This window comes from Pseudomonas sp. SWRI51, from assembly GCF_014268825.1.
Taxonomy (GTDB): domain Bacteria; phylum Pseudomonadota; class Gammaproteobacteria; order Pseudomonadales; family Pseudomonadaceae; genus Aquipseudomonas; species Aquipseudomonas farsensis.
On record NZ_JABWRG010000037.1, the window covers coordinates 25405 to 42749 of the forward strand.

The following is a 17345-nucleotide window of genomic DNA, read 5'->3' on the forward strand; positions in this document are numbered from 1 at the left end:
TTCCCGCTACTGCTCAGCCCAACGTTTCCATGATCTCGTCGGAGATCTGTGCATTGGAATAAACGTTCTGCACATCGTCCAGGTCTTCGAGCATGTCGATCAGTTTGAGCACCTTTTCAGCACCGTCCTGGTCCAGCTCGGCACTGGTGGTCGGCTGCATCACGATCTCGGCATCAGAAGCCTTGAAGCCGGCCTCCTCGAGCGCGTTGCGCACCGCATAAAAACTGTTGAACGAAGTAAACACCTCGAACGAGCCATCACCATTGGCAACCACGTCATCGGCATCGGCTTCCATGGCCGCTTCCATCAGCGCGTCCTCGTCGACCTGAAGCTCGGCGGCAAAGCTGATCTGGCCCTTGCGTTCGAATAGGTAGGCCACCGAACCGTCGGTACCGAGGTTGCCGCCGCACTTGGTGAACGCATGGCGCACGGCGGCCGCCGTACGGTTGCGGTTGTCGGTCATGGTCTCGACCATGATCGCCACGCCGCCTGGGCCGTAGCCCTCGTAGCTGAGCTCTTCGACGTTGTCGTTTTCGTTGGTACCCGCACCACGGGCAACCGCGCGATCAATGATGTCGCGGCTCATGTTGGCGCCCAGGGCCTTGTCCAGCGCCAGACGCAGGCGCGGGTTGGAGGCAGGGTCTGCACCACCTTGCTTGGCCGCGACGGTCAGTTCACGGATCCACTTGGTGAAGATCTTGCCTCGCTTGGCATCCTGGCGCTCTTTGCGGTGCTTGATGTTCGCCCACTTCGAATGACCGGCCATAACCACTCCAAATCCTTGAAACAGAAACAGGTTCCGCCCCGTAGGGCGGAACGCGATAAAACTGCGCGCAAGCGCGGGGCACCCCGTTGGCGAGGTGCCCGGGGCCGATTACTCGACCTTGGTCTGCTCGCGCAGACGGATGTGCAGCTCGCGCAGTGCCTTGGCATCGACCTGGCCTGGGGCCTGGGTCATCACGTCGGCGGCGCTTTGGGTTTTCGGGAAGGCGATCACTTCGCGGATCGACTGCGCGCCGGTCATCAGCATGACCAGACGGTCCAGGCCGAAGGCCAGGCCGCCGTGGGGCGGTGCACCGAACTTCAGGGCGTCGAGCAGGAAGCCGAACTTCTCTTGCTGCTCGTCAGCCTCGATACCCAGCAGGCGGAAGACCGCTTGCTGCATTTCCTTGCGGTGGATACGGATCGAACCGCCACCCAGCTCGGTGCCGTTGAGGACCATGTCGTAGGCACGCGACAGCGCGCCAGCCGGGTTGGCCTCAAGCTCTTCGGGCGAGCATTTCGGCGCGGTGAACGGGTGGTGCAGCGCGCTGAAGCTGCCGTCTTCGTTCTCTTCGAACATCGGGAAGTCGACAACCCACATCGGCGCCCACTTGCAGGTCAGCAGCTCAAGGTCGTGGCCCAGGCGAATACGCAGCGCACCCAGGGCTTCGCTGACGATCTTGGCCTTGTCGGCGCCGAAGAACACGATGTCGCCGTCTACGGCGCCAACGCGGTCGAGGATGACGTTGAGGTTGGCCTCAGGGATGTTCTTGACGATCGGCGACTGCAGGCCTTCAACACCTTTGGCACGCTCGTTGACCTTGATGTAGGCCAGGCCCTTGGCGCCGTAGATGCCGACGAACTTGGTGTACTCGTCGATCTTGCTGCGCGGCATGCTGGCAGCGCCAGGCACGCGCAGGGCGGTAACGCGGCACTTCGGATCGTTGGCAGGGCCGGCGAACACCTTGAAGTCGACGTCCTTGAGCTGGTCGGCAACGTCCACCAGTTCCAGCGGGATGCGCAGGTCCGGCTTGTCCGAACCGTAGCGGCGCATGGCCTCTTCATAGGTCATGTGCGGGAACTCACCGAACTCCAGGTCCAGGACTTCCTTGAACAGCTTGCGGATCATGCCTTCGGTCAGGCCCATGATCTCGGCTTCGTCGAGGAAGCTGGTCTCGATGTCGATCTGGGTGAATTCCGGCTGGCGGTCAGCACGCAGGTCTTCGTCGCGGAAGCACTTGGCGATCTGGTAGTAGCGGTCGAAGCCGGCGACCATCAGCAACTGCTTGAACAGCTGTGGCGACTGCGGCAAGGCAAAGAAGCTGCCTGCGTGGGTACGGCTAGGTACCAGGTAGTCGCGAGCGCCTTCAGGCGTTGCACGGGTCAGGATTGGCGTTTCGACGTCGAGGAAGCCGTTTTCGTCGAGGAAGCGACGGATGCTGCTGGTGATGCGCGAACGCAGACGCAGCTTGTCGGCCATTTCCGGGCGACGCAGGTCGATGAAGCGATAGCGCAGGCGGGTTTCTTCGCCAACGTCGGAGAACTCGTTCAGCGGGAACGGCGGGGTTTCGGCTTCGTTGAGTACGGTCAGCTCGTAGCCCAGCACTTCGATGCCACCGGAGGCCATGTTCGGGTTGACCGCGCCTTCAGGACGCAGGCGCACCTTGCCGGTGATCTGTACGACGTATTCGCTGCGCACGCGGTCGGCGTTGGCGAAGCTCTCGGCGCGATCCGGGTCGAACACGACCTGGGCCATGCCTTCGCGGTCACGGATATCGAGGAAGATCACCCCGCCGTGGTCGCGGCGACGATGGACCCAGCCGCAAAGGGTGACTTCCTGGCCGTCCAGGCTCTCGTTCAGTTGGCCGCAATAATGGCTGCGCATCATGATGGTGTTCGCTTCTCGTGATTCGTGTAGTCGGTGAAGGTCTCGCTTGCCAGGGGCAAACAGCGCAAGACCCGATCAGGGCAATTCAATTCAGTCGGCTTTGTCGCCGCCTGCCAGGTTCTTTTTCGCCCCGGTCTTGAAGTCGGTCTCGTACCAGCCGTTGCCACTCAGGCGAAAACCGGGGACAGACAGCAGTTTCTTCAATGCCGGCGCCTGGCAGGCCGGACAGTCGGTCAGCGCAGCGGCGCTGATTTTCTGCATGGCTTCAAACTGGTGCTCGCAGGATGCACATTGATAGTCGTAAAGGGGCATGGGTGTCTCTCGTCAACCACATCGCACGCTGCCCAACGCAGCAAAGAGCGGGATTATATATGGTTAACGGAAGCAGTGCAGCCCGCCCGGCGATCAGTGCATATCTGGAGCGTCCTGCAGCCAGGCCACGCAAATGACCCGTACCAGCCCGCTGAAATTCCTGACCCCGCCATGGCGCAGGTGCACTTCGCGATCCACATAGGACAACACCGCGCTTACCGAACAGCCATTGGCCTGCGCGATGCGCTCGAGAATCCGCCAATACACCACCTCCAGGCGCAGACAGGTAGCAAAGCCATTCAGGCGCACCGAGCGCGACACCGGCCCCGCCTGGTCCATGTCGAAATCCACCTTGAATGGGTCGAGTTCGGGCTTGCCTGCCCGCTGCCCCAGCTTCGCACCCCCACCCGCCACACGCACCACTTCGCCCATCGCCTCGCCCCCTGTCACGAAAAACCCGTTCGCCATGGCGAGCAGGTCAAGGGCGACCATCAAGCGCTGCAACAAAGCACCATCCCAGCAGCAAGGTTTTCCCTGCAAGCGAACGGGCCCGACACCTGCCACGGCGTCGGGCCCGTATTCAAAGCGCTGCAAGCGACTCAACCGGCAATTACTTCCCGTCGAGTAATACCCTCAGCATCCACGCGGTTTTTTCATGCACCTGCATGCGCTGGGTCAGCAGGTCGGCGGTAGGCTCGTCACTGACCTTTTCCACATCCGGGAAAATGCTGCGCGCCGTGCGCACCACCGCCTCCTGGCCCTGGACCAGTTGACGGATCATTTCGTCGGCATGCGGCACCCCTTCTTCTTCCTTGATGGACGAATGGCGGGCATAGAAAGCGTAGGAACCTGGCGCTGGGAAACCCAGGGCGCGGATGCGTTCGGCGATGGAATCCACGGCCAGGGCCAATTCGTTGTACTGCTCCTCGAACATCAAGTGCAGGGTGCGAAACGATGGACCGGTGACGTTCCAGTGAAAGTTGTGGGTTTTCAGATACAGCACATAAGTGTCGGACAAAAGACGCGACAGCCCATCGACGATGGCTTTGCGATCTTCTTCATTGATACCGATATCGATTGCCATGAAGTTCCCCTTTGCCAAGGCCTGAATAACCAAGCGGACGCGAACCACTGTAGCAAGAGTTGCCCGACTGTGCATGGCCGCTCGGGGCCGCGTGCGCGCCTGCGGTTTGAGAAGACTGCGCCTTTGCTGTTAAATAGGCAGGGTGCCACCCGTGCGGATTGTCAATGCCGGGTGCATAGGCTGGCTTGCCACGTTTTCGCGCTTCCGTTCACGCGCACCGTGCAGCCCGCTCATCCTGTGATTGGCCTTATCAATGTGAGCCTAACCAAATGTTCAAAATCGTCCATCTGGTGACGGGCGTGGCTGCCTTGCTGCTATCGCTCATTCCCAGCCTCAGAACCGACGCCACACCGTTGCTGCAACAACCCGAGGCCGTTTACCTGGCCTTGCTCGGCCTGCTGAACCTGCTGCTCGCCCCTGCCCTGCCGCTTTATTACCGAGGCATGCGCCAGCAACTGCAGCACACCGCCAGCGTCCTGCTGGTGGCTGCGGTAATTCTGCAGACCATCACCCTGCTCGCCCGCCCAGAGCTTGGCAATTTGCCTGCACTGGTCTGCGCAGCCCTGGCTACCGCCTTGCACCTGGCCGCAGGCCTGGCCCGCAGCCCTCGCCGGGCCCGCGCCAGCCAAGGCAGCACCACGGAGGCCGGCAACCGCGATACTGGCACGGTGAAGTGGTTCAACACCTCCAAGGGCTTTGGCTTCATCTCGCGCGATTCGGGTGACGATATCTTCGTGCACTTTCGCGCCATCCGCGGCGAAGGCCACCGGGTACTGGTCGAAGGCCAGCGCGTGGAGTTTTCGGTGATGCACCGCGACAAAGGCCTGCAGGCCGAAGACGTGGTCGCGGTTTCGCGCCGCTGACCACCACCCTCCACCACCTTTAATAATGAGGTGGTGGAGGCTCCTCTCCCCCGCCACCGTACTGGCCGACCATATCCTCGTAGCGCTTGATCAGCTCGGCAACCTGCAACTGCAAGCGGTCGATGATCTTGTTTTGCTCAAAGACCATGTCATTGAGTGCCTGAATGGTGTCGTCCTGAAACGCCTGCCGGGTTTCCAGCTCGACGATACGCAGCTCTAGCGACATACCTCAAACCCCCTTGAAACTTTCGCCAAGCAGCGCGGTGACACGCTGACGGATCGCATCGACTGCGCCCGGCTCATAGTCGCACGCGGCAACCTTGCCCCACACCGGCGCCGGCCAGGCAGCATCGCCATGGCGACGAACGATAACGTGCATGTGCAACTGGCTGACCATATTGCCCAGCGTGGCAACGTTCATCTTGTCGGCAGCGAAGGCATCCTTGAGCGCCTCGGCCAAGGCAGTGGTTTCTTCCCACAGCTGGCGCTGGTCCGCCTCGTCGAGGTCAAACAGCTCGCTCACATCAGCGCGGCGCGGCACCAGGATGAACCAGGGATAGTTGGCGTCCTTGCTCAGCAGCAGGCTGCACAGCGGCAGCTCACCCAACAGCACAGAGTCCTGTTGCAGACGCGGATCGAGGGTAAACATGACAAACCTCCTTAAACAGATGCCTCGCCCAAGGTGCGGGCGCAGGGCGCGCAGGATACCTTGCTTGGCCTGCCGTCACACCCGCACGGCACGCAATGAAGCACCCGCGCACCAAATTGGCCCACCCGTCACCCTGCAAACGATCGCTTGCGGTAACACCGCGCTACTTTTCGCACCACAATGAGGCCGATCGTCACCGCGACACCATCAACCGGTCACACAAAACAGGCAGGATCAACAAAGAGTGGTAACACCTTGACTTTCAAGGCAGCTCGCAACGACGGGGAGGTGGCACACCATCAGACATGCTCGACCCCGTGTTTACTGGGGTTTTGCGCCAGGTCGCCCCCAGCTTGTGAAAAATTCATCAAAGGAATGTGAATTTGAGCATGCTTGTTGCATTCCTCAAACGCCAAGTCGGCACGACACCTGCAAAGACAGGTGAACGCGACAAATGGACAACAGCGGCATCGGAATCACCAGGGAGTCTGCTCGCCCTACTTTGTGTTTATACATAAATGATGGGCGCGCGACAGCGCTGGCGTTGTACACCCCTGGTAACAAGGGGTGTGATTTGCGACAAGGAAATAGCCGTTAGCGACATGGCCATAAAGTTACCGAAAGGTTGTTTTTACCCGTATCGCCAAGAATAGTCAGCGTGATATAAATTTTCGCCGACATAAAAAGAAAGAGCTGCCCCTATAACTAAAACACTTGGGCGCAGCGGTACTCTTCCTAAAAACCAAAGGAGCAAATCACGATGCGCGTGATGAAGTGGAGCATGATCGCCCTGGCCGTTGCAGCAGGGACTTCGCAGTTCGCAGTCGCCTCTTCGCAAGACGAATCCAAAGGTTTCGTTGAAGACAGCAAACTCAACGTAAAAATGCGTAACCTGTACTTCAGCCGTGACTACCGCAACACCGAGTCGGCCGCTAACCGCGCCGCCGGCTTGCGTCACGACCAGCGTGAATGGGGCCAAGGCTTCATCGGCACCTTCGAATCCGGCTTCACCCAAGGCACCATCGGCGTCGGCGTCGACGCTATCGGCATGCTGGGCCTGAAACTGGACAGCGGCCGCGGCTACTCGGGCACCGGCCTGTTCCCTACCGGTTCGGATGGTCGCTCGCAGGATGATTACTCCAAAGGCGGCGCAGCAGTTAAGTTCCGCATGTCCGACACCGTACTGAAAGTCGGCGACCAGTTCACCGCACTGCCAGTCTTCGCCACCGACGACAGCCGTCTGCTGCCGGAAGTTGCCCAGGGCGCGTTGATCACCAGCAATGAAATCAAGGGCCTGACCCTGCATGCTGGTCGCTTCACCGGCCTGACCAACCAGGAAGAAACCAACCACGACAGCGCCCACCTGAAATCGGCGAACGTCGTCGGCGGTACCTACGCCATCACCGACACCCTGTCGAGCAGCCTGTACTACTCCAAGGTCGAAGACTACTGGCGCAAGTACTACGCCAACCTGAACTGGGCACTGCCACTGTCCGACAACCAGGGCATGGTGTTCGACTTCAACATCTATGACACCAAGAGCGAAGGCAGCGAAGCCCGCGCGTTCGATGGCGACAAGATCGACAGCCGTGCCTTCAGCCTGTCTGCCGCCTACAACATTGGCGCGCATACCTTCACCGTGGCTTATCAGAAGATGACCGGCGACGGCGGCTATGCCTATGGCGTGGACGGCGGCGGCAGCATCTTCCTGGCCAACTCCATCGCCCGTTCGGACTTCAACGCCGAAGACGAAAAATCCTGGCAAGTGCGCTACGACCTGAACTTCGCCGAGTACGGCGTGCCAGGCCTGAGCTTCATGACCCGCTACGTGCGTGGTACCGATGCCAACGTGGCCGGCACCAACAATGGCCAGGAATGGGAACGCGACGTCGACATCAAGTACGTCCTGCAGGAAGGCCCGGCCAAAGACCTGAGCTTCCGTGTCCGTCAGGCCACCTACCGCTCCTCGGACGCCGTGTACTCCAACTCCCTGGACGAACTGCGCCTGATCGTCGAGTACCCGCTGAGCATCCTGTAAGCTCTCGCCTACAGCGCTTTGCACCTGAAAAAGCCCGGCGAATGCCGGGCTTTTTCTTGGCTGACAGCAACGCACCACTGCTGCATTCTGTACGCTTTCGTTTCGCCCCCGTACAATGCGGGGTCATTTCACATTCAGGCAATCGACACGGCTCCCCATGCGCACCAGTCAATATTTGCTCGCCACCCAGAAAGAAACCCCGGCAGACGCCGTGGTCATCAGCCACCAGCTCATGCTGCGCGCCGGCATGATCCGTAAGCTGGCCTCCGGCCTGTACACCTGGCTGCCGATGGGCTTGCGGGTAATGCGCAAGGTCGAGGCCGTGGTCCGCGAAGAAATGAACGCAGCCGGCGCCCTCGAAGTGCTGATGCCGAGCATCCAGCCTGCAGAGCTGTGGCAGGAATCCGGCCGCTGGGAACAGTACGGCCCTGAGCTGCTGCGCTTGAAAGACCGCCACCAGCGCGAATTCTGCGTAGGCCCGACCCACGAAGAAGTGATCACCGACCTGGCCCGCAACGAGCTGTCCAGCTACAAACAGCTGCCGCTCAACATGTACCAGATCCAGACCAAGTTCCGTGACGAGATCCGTCCGCGCTTCGGCCTGATGCGTGGCCGCGAGTTCATCATGAAGGACGCCTACTCCTTCCATGCCGACCAGGCTTCCCTGCAAGAAACCTACGACCGCATGCACCAGGCCTACAGCAATATCTTCACCCGCCTGGGCCTGGACTTCCGCCCAGTGCAAGCCGACACCGGCTCCATCGGTGGTAGCTACTCCCACGAATTCCACGTACTCGCCTCCTCCGGCGAAGACGACGTGATCTTCAGCGACAGCTCCGACTACGCCGCCAACATCGAAAAGGCCGAAGCCATGCCACGCGAAAGCGTGCGCCCGGCACCGACCGAAGAGCTGCGCCTGGTCGACACGCCGAACGCCAAGACCATCGCGCAACTGGTCGAGAACTTCGGCCTGCCGATCGAGAAAACCGTCAAGACCCTGATCGTGCACGGCGCCGAAGAGGGCAAGCTGGTTGCCTTGATCGTGCGCGGCGACCACGAGCTCAACGAAATCAAGGCGACCAAGCTGGAACAGGTTGCCGACCCGCTGGTCATGGCCAGCGAAGCCGAACTGCGTGACGCCATTGGCGCCGGTGCCGGTTCGTTGGGCCCGCTGAACCTGCCGCTGGAATGCATCATCGACCGTTCGGTTGCCCTGATGAGCGACTTCGGCATCGGTGCCAACATCGACGACAAGCACTACTTCGGCGTGAACTGGGAGCGTGACCTTCCGGTTCCACAAGTGGCAGACCTGCGTAACGTGGTTGCCGGCGACCCGAGCCCAGATGGCCAGGGCACCCTGGTGATCAAGCGCGGCATCGAAGTGGGGCACATCTTCCAGCTCGGTACCAAGTACAGCGAAGCACTCAAGTGCCAGGTGCTGGGCGAAAACGGCAAGCCGGTGGTGCTGTCCATGGGCTGCTACGGTATCGGCGTCTCGCGCGTGGTAGCTGCGGCCATCGAGCAGAACCACGACGACAAGGGCATCATCTGGAACGACGCACTGGCGCCATTCCAGGTCGCCCTGGTGCCGCTGCGCTACGAAACCGAAGTGGTGCGTGAAGCCACCGACAAGCTGTACGCCGAACTGACCGCCGCAGGCTTCGAAGTACTGCTGGACGACCGCGACAAGAAGACCAGCCCCGGCATCAAGTTTGCCGACATGGAGCTGATCGGCATCCCGCACCGCATCGTCGTCAGCGACCGCGGTCTTGCCGACGGCAACCTGGAATACAAGCACCGCACCGAGTCGGACGCCCAGGCGCTGCCGCTCAACGAAGTGCTGACCTTCCTGCAGGCCCGCATCCGCCGCTGATAACCCGTTACGCGAGTGACCATGTCCAAGCGAAGTACCTACACCCTGGGGGGCGCCGCACTGTGCGGCGCCCTGCTCCTCAGCGGCTGCGCCAACCAGATGTCGCAGCGCAGCGACCATGAGGAGCGCGTCGAGCGCAAGCTGCTCGAACACACCCTGCAGATCGACGTCGGCGAGCCAAAGGTGATGGAGCTTGCGCAGCGGCGCGTGCGCGTTCACGAACAGAAGCGTTTCGAGGTCACCGAGTTCGAAGTGACCCGCCACTACGACCGCTACACCCCTTACCAACCCTGGCGGGAGATCTACGAGATCCCACTGGGCGCGGTCGCGGTGGTCGCAGGGGTAGGCGCCAATGTGGTCAACGTGTTCGCCCTGGGCAACCTGCCTGCCAGCGTTACCCATGACTGGCTCAGCTATGGCGTGGCCGGGCTCAACCCGTTCATGAACGTGCAGTCCAACGGCCGCGCCCAACAGAACCTGGCCGGGATCAGCGAAGTGGAGAAGGACAAGCGCGAGGAGTTCACCAGCCTGCCTTGGAACGAGCGCCTTGTTGAGGTCAAAGCCGGCAAGATGACCCACGAGCTGACCACCGACAAGAACGGCGTACTGCGCCTGAACCTGTTGGACAGCCCGTTTTCCGAACAGAACCTCAAGCACGTCGGCACCTTGCACCTGCAAGTGGTCGATGAAGACAACGGCGTGCGTGGCGATGCCAGCCTGCTGGTCAGCAGCAGCCTGCGCGGCAAGCTGCTCGAAGCCCACGAGCTGATTTTCGACGACCTTGAGGACGACGAGGTCGGCCAGTGGGTGCATCGGGTCAAGCGTTTGTCCGAGCTGGGCCTTGAAGAAGAAGCCAGTGAACTGGAGCAGAGCCTGATCGAGCTGACCCGCAACGATCCGGAACTGCAAGAGGAATTCGTCAAGAGCCTGACCAAGGCAACTGGCCGCGTGGTGGTAGATCCGGGCGCGCAATGAGCGCGCCTGGCACTCCTGTAACCACCGGGCCTGCTCTGCAGGCTGTCGCAGCTTCCACAGGGGCCGCGCACAGTCGCAATTTCGAGGCTTGGCCCAGATCCCTGTGGGAGATTCTATGGTTTCGGGCAAGTCGCTTTTGATTGTGTAGGAGCGGCCTTGTGCCGCGAAAGGGCTTGCCAAGCCCTGAAACCTGCTTTGCCCAAAGCCAGTGTTACAAATCCTTGAACAGATCCAACTGCTCATGCGCCCCGCGCAGATCGCGCAACCTCACCCCTACCCCAAGCAAACGCACAGGCTTGCCGCCGCGGGCGAATGCCTGCCTGAGCAAATGCTTGTAGCTGGCCAGGTCGCGGCCCGCGCCAGCCTGCTCCAGGGTGGTCTGGCTGAAGTCATGGAACTTGACCTTGACGAACGGCTTTTCAGGCCGGTAGCTGCTGTCCATGCGGGCAATGCGCTGGTCCAGGCTGGCCAACAGCTCGGGTAGCTTCTCCAGGCAGCTGTCCAGGTCTGGCAGGTCTTGGTCGTAGGTGTTTTCAACGCTTACCGACTGCCGCCGGCTGTCGTTGTGCACCGGGCGCTCATCAATGCCACGAGCCAAGCCCCATAAACGTTCGCCAAAGCTGCCGAACTCGCGCACCAGCGCCAGGCGCGACCAATCGCGCAGCGACAGGCAGGTATCGATACCCAGCCGGGCGAGTTTCTCTGCCGTGACCTTGCCAACCCCATGCAGGCGCGCTACAGGCAGTGCAGAGACGAACGCCTCCACCTCATCAGGGGTAATGACAAACAGCCCGTTTGGCTTGCGCCAATCACTGGCGATCTTGGCCAGGAACTTGTTCGGCGCCACCCCAGCTGAAACGGTGATGTGCAACTGCTGGGCGACACGCTTGCGAATATCGTCGGCGATGCGCGTGGCACTGCCAGCAAACCACTGGCTGTCGGTGACATCCAGGTAGGCTTCATCCAGGGACAGCGGCTCGATAAGGTCGGTGTAATCACGAAAGATCGCATGGATTTCCCGCGACGCCTCTTTATAAGCGTCAAAGCGCGGCTTGACGATCTCAAGGTCCGGGCACAGCTTCATGGCATGCCCTGAGGCCATTGCCGAGCGCACCCCATAGGCGCGGGCTTCGTAATTGCAGGTGGCAATCACGCCACGCTGCCCCGGTTGCCCGCCCACAGCCATCGGGCGCCCCACCAAACGCGGGTCGTCGCGCATTTCGATGGCGGCGTAGAAGCAGTCACAATCGATGTGGATGATCTTGCGCTGAGGCATGGACGACAGCCAGTACTGTAAATTCATACAGATAGTACTCCATGCGCCAGTCAGCGAAACAGCCCGCGCACGACAATCGGCCTACAAGCCCCGCCGATACTGGCCTCCCGCCCGGCCAAGGATGCTAAGAGTTTGAACGAGAAAGGTTTTTTCCATTTAAAACTTGACATGCGGAAGGAATTCCGTAGAATTCGATCTCACAGGCGCGGGATGGAGCAGCCTGGTAGCTCGTCGGGCTCATAACCCGAAGGTCGTCGGTTCAAATCCGGCTCCCGCAACCAGATTCAAGAAAAGGCCACTGTTTCGACAGTGGCCTTTTTTATTGTCTGCAGAAACGTCTGGGGGCGCTGCGCACCCCTTTCGCGGCACAAGGCCGCTCCTACAAGAGGTTGCGGTCACCTGTAGGAGCGGCCTTGTGCCGCGAAAGGGGTGCGTAGCAGCCCCGGCGATTTCAGCCTTGAATCAGGCTTTGGCCTTGGCAGCTGCGTCCTTGATCAGGGTTTGCAGCTCACCGTTTTCGAACATTTCCAGCATGATGTCGCTACCGCCGACCAGCTCACCGGCTACCCACAGCTGCGGGAAGGTCGGCCAGTTGGCGTACTTGGGCAGGTTGGCGCGGATTTCTGGGTTCTGCAGGATGTCGACGTAGGCGAACTTCTCGCCACACCCCATCACCGCTTGCGATGCCTTGGCCGAGAAGCCGCACTGCGGGGCATTCGGCGAACCTTTCATGTAAAGCAGAATGGTGTTGTTGGCGATCTGCTCTTTGATTGTATCGATGATATCCATGAAGCACCTCGGCTGAACTTTGCGACGTGATCGTCGGCACGGTGGCGCATTGTAACGAAAAGCTCGACAACGTGCTCGCCCTGCCCCGGCTTCACGCGGCCTCGACATCCACCGGCACGCCATTGAGCGCCGCATTGCCAGACACGCCATCACGCAGCTGCTCGTCGGTCAGGTCATTGGCGCTGACCCCAGGCTGCGCGGCCGCAATCTGCAGCTGCGCGCCATGGCGCTTGTGCCCGTAGCCATGGGGCAGGCTGACCACCCCGCGCATCATTTCTTCACAGGCCTGCACCTGCACTTCGAGCGCACCCGTGCGCGAACGCACCCTCACCGTCTGGCCGTCCTGTAACTGGCGATGCCGCAGGTCGTCGGGGTGCATCAGCAACTGGTGGCGTGGCTTGCCTTTGACCAGCCGATGATAGTTATGCATCCAAGAGTTGTTGCTACGCACATGGCGACGGCCGATCAGCAGCAATTGATCACGCGCTGGGGGCGCCTGCTGTGCCAGCCGTTCAAGGTCAGCGAGCAATGCCGGCGGCGCCGCCTCGACCGCTTGCCCGGCAGTGCGCAAGCGCTTGGCAAGATTGGCACGCAATGGGCCCAGGTCGAGGCCGTGGGGATATTGATCGAGCGTTGCCAGGGACAGCCGGTGCTCAGTCTCATCGCCGTAGCGCCCCTTGCGCAGGGCGAAATCGATCATCTGCGCAGGCGCCATGGTCGGTTTCAGCTCCACCTGGGCGCGGGCGGCGAACGCCTTGGCCAGGCCGACGAAAATCTCCCAGTCATGCAGCGCGCCCTCGGGCTTGGCCAGAATCGCCCGATTGAAGCGGGTAACGTTGCGCACCGCCAGCAGGTTGAAGGTCGAATCGTAGTGGTCGTTTTCAAGCGCCGAGGTGGACGGCAGGATCAGGTCGGCATGGCGGGTGGTTTCATTAATGTACAAGTCGATACTGAGCATGAAATCCAACCCCTCCAGGGCCTGATCCAGGCGTCGCCCATTGGGGGTGGAAAGCACAGGGTTGCCGGCCACAGTCACCAACGCCCGCACCTGGCCTTCGCCCGGCGTGAGCATTTCTTCTGCCAAGGCCGAGACCGGCAGCTCGCCGGCATACTCCGGCAGGCCGGAAACGCGGCTCTGCCACTGGTTGAAATGTCCGCCAGAGGTGGTGGCGACCAGATCGACTGCAGGCTCAGTGCACAGCGCGCCACCCTCACGGTCGAGGTTGCCGGTCACCAGGTTGATCAGTTGCACCAGCCAATGGCACAACGAGCCGAACGTCTGCGTCGAAACCCCCATGCGGCCATAGCACACCGCCTTGTCGGCAGCGGCGAAGCCCCGCGCCAACTGGCGGATGTCATCGGCAGCGATACCGCACAACGCGCTCACCGCCTGAGCATCGAAGGGCGCGATAGCCGCGCGCACCTGCTCAAGGCCGGTCACCGGCAGGTGGGTGCCGCGGGCGAGGCCTTCGGCGAACAGCGTGTGCAACAGCCCGGCCAGCAACGCCGCATCGCCGCCGGGGCGGATGAACAGATGCTGGTCGGCAAGCATGGCGGTTTCACTGCGCCGTGGGTCGACAACCACCAGCCGCCCGCCGCGAGCCTGCAAGGCCTTGAGCCGCTTCTCGACATCCGGCACGGTCATGATGCTGCCATTGGATGCCAGCGGGTTGCCACCCAGGATCAGCATGAACCCGGTGTGATCGATGTCCGGCACCGGCAGCAACAGGCCATGGCCGTACATCAGGTGGCTGGTCAGGTGCTGGGGCAACTGGTCCACCGAGGTGGCCGAGAAGCGATTGCGCGTTTTCAACAGGCCCAGAAAATAGTTGCTGTGGGTCATCAACCCATAGTTGTGCACGCTTGGGTTGCCTTGATACACCGCTACGGCATTGCGCCCGTGAGCCTGTTGTACCGCCCACAACCGTTCGGCGGCCAGCGCAAAGGCTTCATCCCAACTGATTGCCTGCCACGCCTGGCCCACACGCCGGTGCGGCTGGCGCAGGCGATCGGGGTCCGCTTGAATATCCTGCAGCGCCACCGCCTTCGGGCAGATATGCCCACGGCTGAAGGGGTCGAGGGCATCACCTTTGATCGAGGTGATCCGGGCGGCGCCCGCTGGGTCGTGGCTGACTTCAATGTTCAGGCCGCAGATGGCCTCGCACAGGTGACAGGCTCGGTGATGCAGGGTCTTGGTCATGGCCGCCTCTGCCTTGTTATGGGTCGCCCGACTATGCGCTGCCGGCCCATGCCGGGCCAGCGCACTTTGCGGCGTGAATCGGGCGACATCAGGCGGGCGATTCACGACAGCCGGTTTGCCAAAGCTGCGCCAGGGCGTGTACAAACCCTGTAGCAAATAAAAAACAGCGCACCCACAGGGGTTTAGCACGCCTGTCGTGGCGCGGACGCTGTTTCTCCCCTTGGTTTCAGGCGACATTTAATTATAGTATTGCGCCTTTCCCTAATCCGTCCGCCCCGTGCGGCTTACGCCGCAGGTCACTCCCGTTGTCAACAAAACCCATACGGTCGACCTGCACACTGTTGCAGATAAGGTAGTCAATCATGAGCGCTAGGCACTTTCTCTCCCTGCTGGACTTCACCACCGACGAATTGCTCGGGGTGATCCGCCGAGGCATCGAGCTGAAGGACCTGCGCAAGCGCGGCGTGCTGTTCGAACCGCTGAAAAACCGTGTCCTGGGCATGATCTTCGAAAAGTCGTCCACCCGCACCCGGGTGTCGTTCGAAGCCGGCATGATCCAGCTCGGTGGCCAGGCGATCTTCCTGTCCCCGCGCGACACCCAACTGGGCCGTGGCGAGCCGATTGCCGACAGCGCCATCGTGCTATCGAGCATGGTCGATGCGGTGATGATCCGCACCCACGCCCACAGCACCCTTACCGAGTTCGCCGCCAACTCGAAAGTCCCGGTGATCAACGGCCTGTCCGATGACCTGCACCCCTGCCAGTTGCTGGCCGACATGCAGACCTTCTTCGAGCACCGCGGCTCGATCCAGGGCAAGACCGTCACCTGGATTGGCGACGGTTTCAATATGTGCAACTCGTATATCGAGGCCGCCCGCCAGTTCGACTTCCAGTTGCGCATCACCTGCCCTGAAGGCTACGAGCCCGACGCCCGCTTCCTGCAGCTTGGCGGTGACCGCGTACAAATTGTGCGCGACCCCAGGCAAGCCGTGCGCGGCGCCCACCTGGTGACCACGGATGTCTGGACTTCCATGGGCCAGGAAGAGGAAACTGCACGGCGCCTGGCGCACTTCGCGCCTTACCAGGTCACCCGCGAACTGCTCGACCTGGCGGCACCCGATGCCCTGTTCATGCACTGCCTGCCCGCCCACCGCGGCGAGGAAATCAGCCAGGACCTGCTCGACGACCCACGGTCTGTCGCCTGGGACGAAGCTGAAAACCGCCTGCATGCACAGAAGGCCCTTCTCGAATTCCTTGTCGAACCGGCTTACCACCACGCATGAGTCAACCCCTACTGCTGAACCTGCGCAACCTCGCCTGCGGCTATGGCGACCAGCGCATCGTGCAAAACCTCAACCTGCACCTGAACGCAGGCGACATCGGTTGCCTGCTGGGCTCGTCCGGTTGCGGCAAGACCACCACCTTGCGCGCCATCGCAGGCTTTGAGCCTGTGCATGACGGCGAGATCCAGCTGGCTGGCGAGGTCATATCCCGTGCCGGTTTCACCCTGGCACCGGAGAAGCGCCGTATCGGCATGGTGTTCCAGGACTACGCGCTGTTTCCGCATCTTACCGTTGCGCAGAACATCGCCTTCGGTATCGGCAAACACCCCAAGCAAGCCGAAGTGGTCGAAGAAATGCTCGAGCTGGTCAAGCTTGGCGGCCTCGGCGGGCGTTACCCGCATGAGCTGTCCGGCGGCCAGCAACAACGTGTAGCGCTGGCCCGCGCACTGGCGCCAGAACCGCAACTGCTGCTGCTCGACGAGCCGTTCTCCAACCTCGATGTCGAGCTGCGCAGGCGCCTGAGCCATGAGGTTCGCGACATCCTCAAGAGCCGCGGCACCAGCGCCATTCTTGTCACCCACGACCAGGAAGAAGCTTTCGCCGTGAGCGACCAGGTGGGCGTGTTCAAGGAAGGCCGCCTGGAGCAGTGGGATACGCCTTACAACCTCTACCACGAGCCGCAGACCCCGTTCGTCGCCAGTTTTGTTGGCCAGGGCTATTTCATTCGTGGGCAGATGAGCAGCCACGAGTCGGTCAGCACCGAGCTTGGCGAGCTGCGCGGCAACCGGGCCTATACCTTGGCAGTCGGCAGTTCGGTGGATGTGCTGTTGCGCCCGGATGACATCATCCATGCGCCCGAAAGCGAGCTGCGTGCGCGCATTGTCGGCAAGAGCTTCCTCGGCGCCTCGACGCTGTATCGCCTGCAATTGCCGACTGGCAGCCAGCTTGAAGCGATCTTCCCCAGCCATATCGACCATCAGGTCGGGCAGGATGTCGGCATCGCCGTAGCGGCCGATCACCTGGTGTTGTTCCCGGTGCCGGGTAGCGTGGCGGCGCGCCAGGAGAACGGCGTGCGCCGCTACAGCTCGGCGCATTGACCTTTGCTCTGAGCCAGCCAGTGCTGGCCTCATCGCAGGCTATCGCCAGCTCCCACAGGGTCTGGGCAAGGACTCATTATTACGACTGCGCGCGGTCTCCGTGGGAGATTCTATGGTTGCGGGCAAGTCGCTTTTGATTGTGTAGGAGCGGCCTTGCGCCGCGAAAGGGCTGCGAAGCAGCCCCTGCGATTCTGGTGGATGCTCAGATCCTGGGGCTGCTTCGCAGCCCTTTCGCGGCACAAGGCCGCTCCTACAC

The 17345-nt window shown here is 61.5% G+C and carries 16 protein-coding genes and 1 tRNA gene; 7 read left to right on the top strand and 10 right to left on the bottom strand.

Features of this window, described 5'->3' with window-relative positions:
- Positions 1-13: 13 nt before the first annotated feature.
- The 5 genes from HU720_RS13095 to HU720_RS13115 all read right to left on the bottom strand — a co-directional run bounded on the left by HU720_RS13095 (position 14) and on the right by HU720_RS13115 (position 4046).
- Entirely contained in the window at positions 14-766 is a 753-nt protein-coding gene (locus HU720_RS13095; RefSeq protein WP_186520348.1) for a YebC/PmpR family DNA-binding transcriptional regulator, read from the bottom strand.
- A 108-nt stretch (positions 767-874) separates the two neighbouring features.
- Positions 875-2650 carry an aspartate--tRNA ligase gene (aspS, locus tag HU720_RS13100; RefSeq protein WP_186520349.1) on the bottom strand — a complete coding sequence of 592 codons (1776 nt, stop codon included), beginning with the start codon at positions 2648-2650 and terminating at the stop codon, positions 875-877.
- A gap of 90 nt (positions 2651-2740) precedes the next feature.
- A complete protein-coding gene (locus tag HU720_RS13105; protein WP_186520350.1) occupies positions 2741-2962 on the bottom strand; it encodes a zinc ribbon domain-containing protein in 222 nt (73 codons plus the stop codon).
- 93 nt (positions 2963-3055) lie between these two features.
- A complete protein-coding gene (locus HU720_RS13110) occupies positions 3056-3301 on the bottom strand; it encodes a ribbon-helix-helix domain-containing protein (protein ID WP_238337692.1) in 246 nt (81 codons plus the stop codon).
- 271 nt (positions 3302-3572) lie between these two features.
- Positions 3573-4046: a Dps family protein gene (locus tag HU720_RS13115; RefSeq protein WP_186520351.1), complete on the bottom strand. Its 474-nt coding sequence runs from the start codon at positions 4044-4046 to the stop codon at positions 3573-3575.
- Positions 4047-4315: 269 nt separating this feature from the next.
- Between HU720_RS13115 and HU720_RS24525 the strand changes: the two genes are divergently transcribed.
- The gene (locus HU720_RS24525; protein ID WP_186520352.1) at positions 4316-4909 is read left to right on the top strand and encodes a cold shock domain-containing protein; all 594 of its coding nucleotides are present in this window, start codon (positions 4316-4318) and stop codon (positions 4907-4909) included.
- 19 nt (positions 4910-4928) lie between these two features.
- On the opposite strand, the gene HU720_RS13125 is transcribed toward HU720_RS24525, so the two are convergent.
- Both HU720_RS13125 and HU720_RS13130 read right to left on the bottom strand, forming a co-directional pair.
- On the bottom strand, positions 4929-5135 hold the full coding sequence (locus tag HU720_RS13125; RefSeq protein WP_186520353.1) for a SlyX family protein: 207 nt from the start codon (positions 5133-5135) through the stop codon (positions 4929-4931).
- A 3-nt stretch (positions 5136-5138) separates the two neighbouring features.
- Complete coding sequence (locus HU720_RS13130) at positions 5139-5558, bottom strand: HIT domain-containing protein (protein WP_186520354.1); 420 nt, start codon at positions 5556-5558, stop codon at positions 5139-5141.
- A gap of 760 nt (positions 5559-6318) precedes the next feature.
- On the opposite strand from HU720_RS13130, the gene HU720_RS13135 reads away from it, so the two are divergent.
- The 3 genes from HU720_RS13135 to HU720_RS13145 all read left to right on the top strand — a co-directional run bounded on the left by HU720_RS13135 (position 6319) and on the right by HU720_RS13145 (position 10444).
- Entirely contained in the window at positions 6319-7596 is a 1278-nt protein-coding gene (locus HU720_RS13135; protein ID WP_186520355.1) for an OprD family porin, read from the top strand.
- Positions 7597-7753: 157 nt separating this feature from the next.
- A complete protein-coding gene (locus HU720_RS13140) occupies positions 7754-9469 on the top strand; it encodes a proline--tRNA ligase (RefSeq protein ID WP_186520356.1) in 1716 nt (571 codons plus the stop codon).
- Positions 9470-9490: 21 nt separating this feature from the next.
- Positions 9491-10444: a hypothetical protein gene (locus HU720_RS13145; RefSeq protein ID WP_186520357.1), complete on the top strand. Its 954-nt coding sequence runs from the start codon at positions 9491-9493 to the stop codon at positions 10442-10444.
- Positions 10445-10655: 211 nt separating this feature from the next.
- Here HU720_RS13145 and dinB read toward each other — a convergent pair whose 3' ends face one another.
- The gene (gene dinB / locus HU720_RS13150; protein WP_186520363.1) at positions 10656-11720 is read right to left on the bottom strand and encodes a DNA polymerase IV; all 1065 of its coding nucleotides are present in this window, start codon (positions 11718-11720) and stop codon (positions 10656-10658) included.
- Positions 11721-11924: 204 nt separating this feature from the next.
- Here dinB and HU720_RS13155 point away from each other — a divergent pair.
- A tRNA-Met gene (locus HU720_RS13155) sits at positions 11925-12001 on the top strand.
- 181 nt (positions 12002-12182) lie between these two features.
- On the opposite strand, the gene grxD is transcribed toward HU720_RS13155, so the two are convergent.
- Entirely contained in the window at positions 12183-12509 is a 327-nt protein-coding gene (grxD, locus tag HU720_RS13160) for a Grx4 family monothiol glutaredoxin (protein ID WP_186520358.1), read from the bottom strand.
- Positions 12510-12600: 91 nt separating this feature from the next.
- Positions 12601-14709 carry a molybdopterin-dependent oxidoreductase gene (locus tag HU720_RS13165; RefSeq protein WP_186520359.1) on the bottom strand — a complete coding sequence of 703 codons (2109 nt, stop codon included), beginning with the start codon at positions 14707-14709 and terminating at the stop codon, positions 12601-12603.
- A 362-nt stretch (positions 14710-15071) separates the two neighbouring features.
- On the opposite strand from HU720_RS13165, the gene argF reads away from it, so the two are divergent.
- Both argF and HU720_RS13175 read left to right on the top strand, forming a co-directional pair.
- Complete coding sequence (gene argF / locus HU720_RS13170; RefSeq protein ID WP_186520360.1) at positions 15072-15992, top strand: ornithine carbamoyltransferase; 921 nt, start codon at positions 15072-15074, stop codon at positions 15990-15992.
- Positions 15989-17089, top strand: a complete 1101-nt coding sequence (locus HU720_RS13175; RefSeq protein ID WP_186520361.1) for an ABC transporter ATP-binding protein — start codon at positions 15989-15991, stop codon at positions 17087-17089. The genes argF and HU720_RS13175 overlap by 4 nt, the downstream gene beginning before the upstream one ends.
- Positions 17090-17345 lie beyond the last annotated feature (256 nt).

Excerpts from the sequence above, each read along its gene's own strand:
- HU720_RS13095 (WP_186520348.1), bottom strand. The coding sequence starts at position 766 with ATGGCCGGTCATTCGAAGTGGGCGAACATCAAGCACCGCAAAGAGCGC.
- aspS (WP_186520349.1), bottom strand. The coding sequence starts at position 2,650 with ATGATGCGCAGCCATTATTGCGGCCAACTGAACGAGAGCCTGGACGGC.
- HU720_RS13105 (WP_186520350.1), bottom strand. The coding sequence starts at position 2,962 with ATGCCCCTTTACGACTATCAATGTGCATCCTGCGAGCACCAGTTTGAA.
- HU720_RS13110 (WP_238337692.1), bottom strand. The coding sequence starts at position 3,301 with ATGGACCAGGCGGGGCCGGTGTCGCGCTCGGTGCGCCTGAATGGCTTT.
- HU720_RS13115 (WP_186520351.1), bottom strand. The coding sequence starts at position 4,046 with ATGGCAATCGATATCGGTATCAATGAAGAAGATCGCAAAGCCATCGTC.
- HU720_RS24525 (WP_186520352.1), top strand. The coding sequence starts at position 4,316 with ATGTTCAAAATCGTCCATCTGGTGACGGGCGTGGCTGCCTTGCTGCTA.
- HU720_RS13125 (WP_186520353.1), bottom strand. The coding sequence starts at position 5,135 with ATGTCGCTAGAGCTGCGTATCGTCGAGCTGGAAACCCGGCAGGCGTTT.
- HU720_RS13130 (WP_186520354.1), bottom strand. The coding sequence starts at position 5,558 with ATGTTTACCCTCGATCCGCGTCTGCAACAGGACTCTGTGCTGTTGGGT.
- HU720_RS13135 (WP_186520355.1), top strand. The coding sequence starts at position 6,319 with ATGCGCGTGATGAAGTGGAGCATGATCGCCCTGGCCGTTGCAGCAGGG.
- HU720_RS13140 (WP_186520356.1), top strand. The coding sequence starts at position 7,754 with ATGCGCACCAGTCAATATTTGCTCGCCACCCAGAAAGAAACCCCGGCA.
- HU720_RS13145 (WP_186520357.1), top strand. The coding sequence starts at position 9,491 with ATGTCCAAGCGAAGTACCTACACCCTGGGGGGCGCCGCACTGTGCGGC.
- dinB (WP_186520363.1), bottom strand. The coding sequence starts at position 11,720 with ATGCCTCAGCGCAAGATCATCCACATCGATTGTGACTGCTTCTACGCC.
- grxD (WP_186520358.1), bottom strand. The coding sequence starts at position 12,509 with ATGGATATCATCGATACAATCAAAGAGCAGATCGCCAACAACACCATT.
- HU720_RS13165 (WP_186520359.1), bottom strand. The coding sequence starts at position 14,709 with ATGACCAAGACCCTGCATCACCGAGCCTGTCACCTGTGCGAGGCCATC.
- argF (WP_186520360.1), top strand. The coding sequence starts at position 15,072 with ATGAGCGCTAGGCACTTTCTCTCCCTGCTGGACTTCACCACCGACGAA.
- HU720_RS13175 (WP_186520361.1), top strand. The coding sequence starts at position 15,989 with ATGAGTCAACCCCTACTGCTGAACCTGCGCAACCTCGCCTGCGGCTAT.